The following is a 2,265-nucleotide window of genomic DNA, read 5'->3' on the forward strand; positions in this document are numbered from 1 at the left end:
ATTGCGGGGCGTGAGTCACGCGCCCCAGCACCTTCCTAGGTGTCCGGACGGAGGAGGCCACACCACAGCCAGTGGTGCCCTACCTCCAAGCCCGGTCGTTTACGACCGGGTCAAGTTGACCGTTCGTGGCACACCACATGTTCGATTCTAGAGCTGTTCAGGGTGGGGCAGCGCCACGGGGTCTGATCGTCGCCGGATCCCAGCGGTAGAACCGGCTGAAGGCGACCACGGCCCGCCACTCCGCCTCGTAAAACCGCGGTTCCACCCATGCGACGGCGCGGCATCCGGCCCCTTGTAGTGGCATCGCAGCTCGCCCTCATGCCAGCGGCCGCCGGCGCGCACCTCGACTGCGCGGCGTGGCCAGTAGCACCGGATCGATCACCGGTCGGCGCGGCTCAGTCAATGTCCTCGAACGCGGGGCGCCGACCCGCGCGGCGCCGTACGAAACCGCGTTGGCCGGCCAGCAGGGTGATGCCTGTCCATCCGAGTAGGCCCATGACGAGACTGCTAAGTTGGCTGCTCGGATCGACGTCGGAGGCCGCCTCCAGTGGGACGACGCCCTCCGGGTCGCTGATGACCTCGATTCGGTCGCCTACCTCCCACTCCGGGTGGTCCCCGTCGTAGTCCAGGGTCTCCTTGAGCTCGCCCGACCGGCCGATGAGGGTAAAGCGGTGGTTCGAGCCGCCGTCGTCGGCGGCGCTGTCGGCTGCGATGCGGACGATCTCGCGCACGCCCCGGTTGTCGAGCGCGGCCTCGGGGGCGTACTGGACCGAGCCCACGAGGACGAACACCGCTGGCAGGAAGGAGAGGAAGGCGAGCCACCACGCGTAGTGGAGGAAGCGCAGGGTGATCACGAAGACGAGGCACCCGATGAGACCGGTGATGATCGGGATCACGTCCATGCCCAACGCGAGGTATGAGATCCCGGTGTTGGCCGCGGCGATGATCCAGCCGAGCCCCATCACGACGAGGGTGAAAAGGAGGTACGTACCCCGATCCACGGTCCTGCCCTGCGACTTTTTCATGTCCACTTCAGCCATCAGGGCAGCATAGACAGCCGGCCCGCCACGGCCCGCGTCCGGGCCCGGCGGTTCCGTCCCGCGGAGCGCATGCCCACCGTGACCCACACGCCCGTGTCCGGCAAGGTCGGCAGTCGTACGGTGGCGGGCATGGGCAGGGACGGTGTTCCCCGGCTGAGGCTGGTCGTGCTGCGCTCGCAGCCGCCTGAAGACCAACGCGCTGCCGTTGCCGTTCGGAACGGCGCCCATCGACGCCCGGCCGAACGGCAAGCGGGATCACTTCCATCCTTCACGCCCCCGTGACCTGCAAAAAGAGGATGTGACACAGGCGCTTAGCTTGATCCTTAACATCGGGCTTGATCGCGTTCGGTTAGCGTCGCGGGGCGTTTGACGGTTTTGCCCACGTCGTGGCGGGTGGCGGGGTGCCGGTTCTTGGAGCCGGGTGGGCGTCCGGGGCCGGGGCGGCTGGGTTTGGGCACGCGGGCCGGACAGATGAGATGCGGGCGGAGGTGTCGGAACCCGCGCCGGACCCGGGTCGGGGTGAGAACAGTGCCGGGGCGGGTGCTCTTCTCCCAGGGCTTGCGATGGTCGGCGGTGAGCCGGGCGGCAAGACGGAGTTGTGTGTGCGCGGCGATGACAAGCCACGTCCAGCGGTCCGCCGCCTCCGGCTCACGCAGCCGTGGCCGGGCCCAGCCGAGAGACTGCTTGAACAGGCGAAATGTGTGTTCAAGATCGAATCTGCGCAGGTAGCACGACCAGACGAAGTCGACGTCGTTTGGGGTGGCGCCGGTGGCCGAGGACCACAGCCATACCGGTGGCGCGTCGCGGTCACCGGGCAGGTGGTCCACCTCAGGCGGATCAAGGTGCCCTCGAGGATGGGGAGTTCGCCGTCGTGGTCGATCCAGGCGGAACGCTGCTGGAGTTCGGGGTGGAGCCGGTCCCAGGCGCGGGCTTCGGCCTTGCCGTAGCGGGGTGTGTCGTTCACCGTCACCACGGACGGCTCCGTCCAGGTCTGCGGCCTGGCAAGACTGAACTCCTTGCCGTGCTTGGGCGGCCGTGGCCTTCAAGGCGGTCCAGGAAGGCCACACGCTCATCGCCCTGCGCAACGTCGACGCGGCCGTCTTCTGGACGCCGCCCGGCACGCCCCCGGACACGTACCGGATCGGGACCGGCTTCGGCGAGGTCAAAGCCAAGTTCATCCAGGCGGGCGAGATGATCCCCGAGGGCGACGACTGATGGCCGGGCC

At 68.3% G+C, this 2,265-nt stretch carries 2 protein-coding genes and 1 pseudogene; 1 reads left to right on the forward strand and 2 read right to left on the reverse strand.

What is annotated here, in order from left to right:
- Positions 1–395: 395 nt before the first annotated feature.
- Together AB0D27_RS45370 and AB0D27_RS45375 are read right to left on the reverse strand one after the other, a co-directional pair.
- Positions 396–1,040, reverse strand: coding sequence for a hypothetical protein (locus AB0D27_RS45370; RefSeq protein ID WP_362521499.1), 645 nt, complete (start codon positions 1,038–1,040; stop codon positions 396–398).
- Positions 1,041–1,363: 323 nt separating this feature from the next.
- Positions 1,364–2,076 (reverse strand): annotated as a pseudogene (locus AB0D27_RS45375) (transposase); the annotation flags it as partial.
- Here AB0D27_RS45375 and AB0D27_RS45380 point away from each other — a divergent pair.
- Positions 2,076–2,255 (forward strand): hypothetical protein, encoded by a 180-nt coding sequence (locus tag AB0D27_RS45380; RefSeq protein ID WP_362521501.1) that lies wholly within the window; start codon positions 2,076–2,078, stop codon positions 2,253–2,255. The pseudogene AB0D27_RS45375 and the gene AB0D27_RS45380 overlap by 1 nt on opposite strands.
- The last annotated feature ends 10 nt before the right edge of the window (positions 2,256–2,265 follow it).

Source organism: Streptomyces sp. NPDC048415, assembly GCF_040651675.1.
Classification (GTDB): Bacteria; Actinomycetota; Actinomycetes; order Streptomycetales; family Streptomycetaceae; genus Streptomyces.

Excerpts from the sequence above, each read along its gene's own strand:
- AB0D27_RS45370 (WP_362521499.1), bottom strand. The coding sequence starts at position 1,040 with ATGGCTGAAGTGGACATGAAAAAGTCGCAGGGCAGGACCGTGGATCGG.